This window comes from Gordonia tangerina, assembly GCF_021556435.1.
Taxonomy (GTDB): Bacteria; Actinomycetota; Actinomycetes; order Mycobacteriales; family Mycobacteriaceae; genus Gordonia; species Gordonia tangerina.
The window spans coordinates 41,429-48,114 of sequence record NZ_JAKGCU010000032.1 but is presented as its reverse complement, the minus strand read 5'-3'; the positions used below and the strand labels follow the sequence as shown (position 1 = coordinate 48,114).

The window sequence follows — 6,686 nt, the reverse complement described above, 5'->3', positions numbered from 1 at the left end:
GAGCATCTACGCGGCATCGCCCTCGGATTCCGCAACCTCGGCCACTACATCTTGCGGTCCCTGATCCATTCCGGACAGCTCGCCGAACGCCTGGATGCACTCTGAATCAGGAAGAGCCGGTTTGAGAAGTAGGGTTCCTGAGCGTGAAAACACCGTCCTCGGCATCGGGTACGACGAAAAGGCGCTTGACTAGAGAATCAGCGTGCTCGTGACCGCAAGGACAATTGACCACCTGGAGCGGGCCCGGGTTCAGCCAGCCGGCCCCTGGCCGTGGGATGCGATCTGACATGTTGAGCGTTCCGCGGATCGATCACGGAGGGGTTGCGAAGCTCCGCATTGGCCGCAGGAGCGAATCGATAATCATCAACTATCGGGCCGACCCCTTCTCCCGATCGGGACCGGACGAAAGCCTCCCGGGCGCCCCGCCGGACCGACCCCGACTGGTCCGGCGGGCTCTCTCTTGAGCTCGCGTGGGTCGGCTCGGATAGCGTGGCGCGGCTACGTTGCTACCGGCCTCTCCGTGATCAGGTCAGGAGTGGTCAGGCTCTGCGGGCGAAGGCGTCGCCAGCAGAAGATCCTGGCGCCGTTCGATCTTCGACACCGCGGCCTGCTCGGCGATCACCGGGTTGACCGTCTCGCGTAGTGGCGCATGACCGAGGCGGCACCTGCCGAATCCCGACTCGGCGAAGGCGGCACCATCCGGCAATTCAGTTCCAGCTCGCCAGGCGGCCCGACTGGGCCCTGTACATCTTGGCGAGTTCGTCCACAACGTCGCTCGGCAGTTCTTGTCCTCCGAAGCCTTGAGCTGACACCGCGACGACGACGCCCCGTGTGTAGCCGCCAAGACCACACAAGATGTTCTTTCCGTGCGACTTCTTGCAGAAGCCTGAGGCGCGTGGGGGCGCATTTTCCAGTTCACGAACAAGTTGCTGATATGAGGGTTCGATGCTCACACAGTTGACATAGTAGGCATTCAGATCCATCCTCTTGCGAACTGACCCGATCTGTATTCTATATTGATAGTCAGGGTTGTCGCTATCCACTTTCACGCCAGCTTCGTAAGTTAACCTCAGGTCGCATTCGGAATTCGAGGGTTCCTCAGCCTGCGTTACCTGTTCGAACGTGTACTCGCCCGCGGGCAGCGGCGGAAGCGCAGAATGCGCGACAACCATATCGTCTGCTATGTAGTCGAGATCTGGCAACTCGTCGTGGTCCACAGGTCGGCCCTCTCCAACCACCGCGACCGGGCCCGCGCCGCTGCAGCCCAGGATCAGCATCGCGGCTATTACCGGTAGCACTAAGGCGAAGTTCTTCACGCCGATAACTCAATTGTGATTCGAGTCCATGCATTGCCCTCGTTGTGGAGTGAGCAACGCTTTTTCGGATATGACCCAAATAAGGATGCAACTCCAGACATCCCCAGCACGTGACCTTGCCTGATTTGCCGTATGCAACTCGACGTGCCCGGCCCGCGCCTCACGACGATCCGAAACCCCCGAACAATGATCCAAGACCGGATAGACCAAAGGTACCCGCCGCAGGGGCATTCTCGGTGAGGTGAGGTGTACCCGAGGACGCGCCGAGCACTGTGACAACCTGCTTGCCATTGGCGAAACTGCTACATGCCCACCACGTCGAGTAGTTGCCGGCCGGAACCCCGGCCACCGTGAAGATCTCGGTCGTCTTCGGCGGAATCCTCTTGCGAGGCGTCGTGTATTTGACGCGGCCGCTCAGGAAGGCCTCGCAACTTCGCACACTGTCCGTCAGATTCGTGATGCGATAGACGATTGTGTTGTTGACCGAAGAACTGATGGTCCCAGACGAGTACGGTGCGGCAGCCGCCGGAGATGCCGCCACGGCCACAGCCGCGCTGACTGAGCACATACCGATTCCGAAGCGAGTCAATGTTCGCATTGCATACCACCTTAAGCGATTTGTGTTGCAGCCCAAGTATTTCAAATACATCATCTCGAGTCCATGTTGCCGTCCGAAGTTCGTCCTAATCGATGACAGCGGCGCGCGGCGCCGTCTGCTCACGCCGGATGAAACCCGTAACTGGATTGGTTATGGTAACGCGAATCCTCTGCGTGGCAACACTACTGACTCGGTTCCGGGTTGTTGCCACACACTGTGCTCCGTCCTTTTCCGTTCCAGGGCCTTGTGTCGTACGCCCCCCGATAACAACTGCACCCCAACGCTTTTATCCGCACAGAGATGTTCGGGGCGAACCCACGCCTACGGGGTCCCCTGCTTGGCCAGACGGCGTGGCTGCCAGTCGATAGCTACCCCCCCATACTTGGTCGACGCATCGGGGCCGGCAGTGGCGCTCACCAGCTTGGCGAAACAGTGATCAGGATCGAAACCCTCTGTTCGGCACCAATTGTTGGCGGCGTCCGGGCCCGGGAGGGTGACCGCAACAACAGTCACCCACCACCGGCGGTAGCTGAACACATTCCACTCGACGCTGTACAGAAGCCGCACTTCTTCGAGGTCCGGGTTGCCGGACAGTCGGCGGTCGCGTTGTTGGGACGAACGAGTTGGTGCCGGTTACCGCCGAGCCAGATGTAGGTGTAGTTGTTCGCGGCCAGTGATGTCATCGGCGCAATCAGTTGTGCCTTGACGTACTGGTTCTCGGTTAGGAACGAACCGCTGTGCTAGATGATGCTCCGCGACCGGGACGTGGCTTGGGACAACGTCTGCATCTGCGTGCGGTTGGAGATCAGTTGCGCCTTGCGGGTATCCCCGGAATATGGCGTCCACGGTGTGCTAATCGGGTTCTCGTTGGCACGGTTGAAGTCGTCGGTGTACAGCGCGCCGGTCCACGAGTTGTCCAAGATCAAATTGGTGCCCCGATACAGTTTACCGATCTCCTGGGTACCGTGAAACTTCCTGCCGACCTGCTGTGTGCCCAGTGCCATCTGTCATCCGTCCCAGGATTCTAAGAGATTGGCCTGCCTGTTGTAGAGGGTCACGACATCTTCAGCCGCGCGAGCACGACACACAATGACAACCATCACACGAGCGATCATTTCACTTCTCCTTCGTCAACTCGAACGACCCGGCCCCGTTGCAATCACACTCCACGGTGCCCTTCAGAAGTCCAGCGTCCATGTACATCTCGAATGTCGCGGTTGGGACATCATCACCGCTTTGACAAGCAAATCGCATGGTGACACGCACCGAATCGTCGTAAGTGAGGATTGCTCCGGGTATCGAACGGGATATGCAATCGTTGTCGCCCCAGTCGAACTGGGCCACCATGCTCACAGAATCGTCGTCCCGCACCACGAAGTCGGTCATGGTCAGTCTGACATTCAGGTCCGAAGAATCTGAATCATCATGCTTCAGCACGCCCCTCCACGTACCGTCCTCGATCTTTGACGAGGGCGACGGCTCGTCCAGGTCATCAAACAGGTCGTCAACCGCGTTCTTCGCTGGGTAATACACGACCAGCCACCACACGAAGCTGATGGTGAGCACGGCAGCGATGACGGCACCGACAGTCGCAAGAACAACCAGGACGATCTTGTTGGAGTCAGGCGGTGGCTTCGCTGGTTTCCTGTTCCAGTTCGAGAAGTCAACCCGATCCGTATGTTCAGGCGGAAGGGCAGACTGGTTCGGGTCTTCGGGCAGATTCGGGTCCTGTTCCACGATTGATCACCTCATAGATAGATGTTGTACTCGGTGGCGGTGTCTTTGGTCCCGATGGCGTCGCACTGCGCTCGCGTCCCGTACCACTGCACGGTGCTCACCGGGGTGCGGTCGCATTCGGTGGATTCACACTGCCCACACCAGCGCCGCCTGTTGGCATCGACATACGCTTTCACCGATAGCTGAGTCGGGATCAGAGACGCGGAATTCGGATACTGATGGCACCTCACGGTTTATCTACGCCATGACAATCCGTGGGCGGGCTCACCACGACGTGCTCCCCCCTTCTTGGCCAGACGGCGTGGCTGTCCTCGATAGTTACCCCCAATACTTGGTCGACGCATCGGGGCTGGCCGTGGTGCTCACCAGCTTGGCGAAACAGTGATCAGGATCGAAACCCTCTGTTCTGCACCAATTGTTGGCGGCGTCCGGGCCCGGGAAGGTGACCGCAGCGACGGTCACCCACCACCCGCGGTAGCTGAACACATTCCACTCGTCGCTGTACAGAAGCCGCGCATCCTTGAACCTCAGACGTAGCGCCAGGAACTCCTCGAGAATGGCCCGGCTGTCCCATGTGCGTCCGTCGGCGAACAGTCCTGGTCGTTTGGAACTGAGTTGAGCAACCCAGCGGTTGTTCAGATTCGCGAGGATGAAGGCGCGATCGGAATCGGCTTGCAGACGCAACGCGTCGATACTCGTCGCCGACGGGTCTGCACCGTCCGGCAACGACGGACCGGTGGCAGCCACCGGTGGCGCGTCCCCTCCCACATCCCGCACCGACAAGCGAGGCGCGACACCGGATGTCACACCTGGGTCGCATTCGACGAGGAAGCGGGTTGCACTGGCACTACCGTTCGGCGGCAGCGTGTCCGGGAGGCGAAAGAACGTACCCGCCGGATAGGTCAGCACGATCGTCGTCGCCGACCCAGCTCCCTGGGGTGGCGGCACCACCACCGGAACCGGCGCGAGGTCGAACGTTCCGGAGGCAACGAGGTGCCCACCATCGGTGATGCTGATCCGGGTGTGCGGCCCGTAGAGGACATCGCCGCCCGGGCATTGCGCGGTGACAGTCATCTCGACGTCCAGTCCGTTCGGCGAAGTCCGAAACGATTGTGGCGTGAAGATCGGCGGTGTTCCGCACGGGGTTACGTACTGATCGCCGCCGACGGCCCCGCCCGAGCCTGCCGATTCCGACCGCGCCGTACCCGGCACGACCGCCGTTCCTCCTGTTGCCGCGAATCCGGTGATGGTGGTTGTGGTTACCGTCACCAGGTGATCGCCGGCGGCAAAGGTGAGCACCGGCCCATGCTCGCTGTCACCGACGCTCGATGCGTTACCGATCGCGGCCGGCGAGCGCACCCACACCGGCGCGCCGGTGGCCAGATCCACGGCGGCCAGCCCGCCATCTGGTGTTGTTGCAATGATGCGTTCGCCATCGGTGACCGCAAAGCCCGACGACCGGTAGCTGTCCGAGATCGGTGATCGCCAGAGTTCTGCACCGCTGGCGGCAGACAAGGCGACGAGGTCGCCGGCCTGCAGATCGACGACGATCAGTTCCCTGTTATCGCCGAGCACCGCTGCGCCGAACCGCTCGCCGGAGGCACTGTCGGTTGTCCACAGTGACCGCCCATCGGTCAGATCGACATAGTCCGTGTCGACCAGGACACGGTTCTGCTGCTCGGGCACGGCCACATGTGGGACCACCACGGAGCCACCGGGCGTGTCATGGACCGTTCCGTCCGGGCGAACCACCGTCACCGTGCGGTTGGTCACCACCTCGTTCGACACCTGACCGGTCACCAGACCGAGTGCGCCATCGAGCAGCCGAGCGACGGTCCAGGATGCGGGCCTGTTGAGTAGTACTCGCCCGTCGTCGGCGGAGATAACGACCCCGTACACCGACGCGCTCGCGACGAGGTCGGCGGTCGCGGTGAACGTGGAGGCGTCGCCGCTGCCCGGAAATTGCTCAGGCAACACCACCGATCGCTGCCACTCCAAGCCCTCGGGGGTCACCTTGTAGAACGTGGTGCTGCGGTCTGTGGACGAGTAGGAGTGCAGGAAGGCCGCCGAACCGTTGTAGGCGATCTCATAGGAGGACTGCGAGATCGGCAGCGAGACAGTTGCTGTCAGAGTCCCGGTGCGGGTGTCGATAAAGTAGACGTCCGAATCACCGCGGCACGCGATGCTGTGCTCGACGATCGTGTCCGAACAGCCGCGCACGGTGCGATCGAGTCGCCACGTCGTGCCGGTCGAGGCGTCGACTCCGAGGACCCGGTGCGAGGGACCGAGCGTGGTGAAGGGACCGCCCACAATGGTTACGATCGTCTGGCCGTCGGTGACCGCTCCGAGGGCGCCGTACTGGCCCTCGGTCGCCAGGCCCGACACGAACCGGTCGCCGCCCATTTGCTCCGCGGTGACCGTCCACGACGGGTTCGGCGCCGTCGGGAACGAACGGGTTAGCTGTCCGGCCAGCAACGAATCGTCTGCGGGCGACGAACGGTGTGTGAACCACACCAGGCTGAGCGCACCGAGGGCGATCACCAGCAGGAACACCAGACCGCCGACCAGCCAGGTTAGGCGCGACGCGCGTCGTCGGGGCGGTGGGGGCGGCGGGCCGAGCGACCACGTCATCGGCGGCATGCCAGGCGGTGGTAGCCCGCCCGTGGGGATGTGTGATCCCGGCATCATCTGCTGGGACGGCGGGTAGCCGAACCCGGGCGCCGCCAGGGGTTGCGGCGCCGTCGGAAATGCACTCGTCGCCGCCTCGGGCGGCTGTTCGTCGTCCGGGCGCCCGCGTGGGCCATCCGATCCCGGCGGAGGCCCAGGAAACGACTCCGCCACTACTCCAGTAAAGACCTCGGCGGTCACTTCGCGCGTCGTGCATCTGGTCGAATATTTCGGACTGCTCTCCGCTCTGCGATCGATCGAGATGTGAACACCTGTGTTCGCTTGCCGCCCAATGTGATAGTTGATGAGGCAAACAAAGAAGCGGACAACGAGATCTCGCGCCCCTTTGGCACCGGAGTATGAGTAGG

The 6,686-nt window shown here is 62.0% G+C and carries 5 protein-coding genes and 1 pseudogene; all 6 read right to left on the bottom strand.

Translation table 11 applies throughout. The annotated features are described in order from the left end of the window. Positions 1 to 707 precede the first annotated feature (707 nt). Positions 708 to 1,316, bottom strand: a complete 609-nt coding sequence (locus tag L1892_RS22415; protein ID WP_235725991.1) for a hypothetical protein — start codon at positions 1,314 to 1,316, stop codon at positions 708 to 710. 919 nt (positions 1,317 to 2,235) lie between these two features. Continuing rightward, a pseudogene (locus tag L1892_RS25080) lies at positions 2,236 to 2,484 on the bottom strand (hypothetical protein); the annotation flags it as partial. A 170-nt stretch (positions 2,485 to 2,654) separates the two neighbouring features. Beyond that, a complete protein-coding gene (locus L1892_RS22410) occupies positions 2,655 to 2,918 on the bottom strand; it encodes a hypothetical protein (protein WP_235725990.1) in 264 nt (87 codons plus the stop codon). 112 nt (positions 2,919 to 3,030) lie between these two features. After that, positions 3,031 to 3,651: a hypothetical protein gene (locus L1892_RS22405; RefSeq protein ID WP_235725989.1), complete on the bottom strand. Its 621-nt coding sequence runs from the start codon at positions 3,649 to 3,651 to the stop codon at positions 3,031 to 3,033. Between the two features lie 11 nt (positions 3,652 to 3,662). Further along, a complete protein-coding gene (locus tag L1892_RS25110) occupies positions 3,663 to 3,752 on the bottom strand; it encodes a phage upper tail fiber protein (protein ID WP_435948563.1) in 90 nt (29 codons plus the stop codon). A 217-nt stretch (positions 3,753 to 3,969) separates the two neighbouring features. Beyond that, complete coding sequence (locus L1892_RS22400; RefSeq protein WP_235725988.1) at positions 3,970 to 6,282, bottom strand: BamB-related PQQ repeat family beta-propellar protein; 2,313 nt, start codon at positions 6,280 to 6,282, stop codon at positions 3,970 to 3,972. Positions 6,283 to 6,686 lie beyond the last annotated feature (404 nt).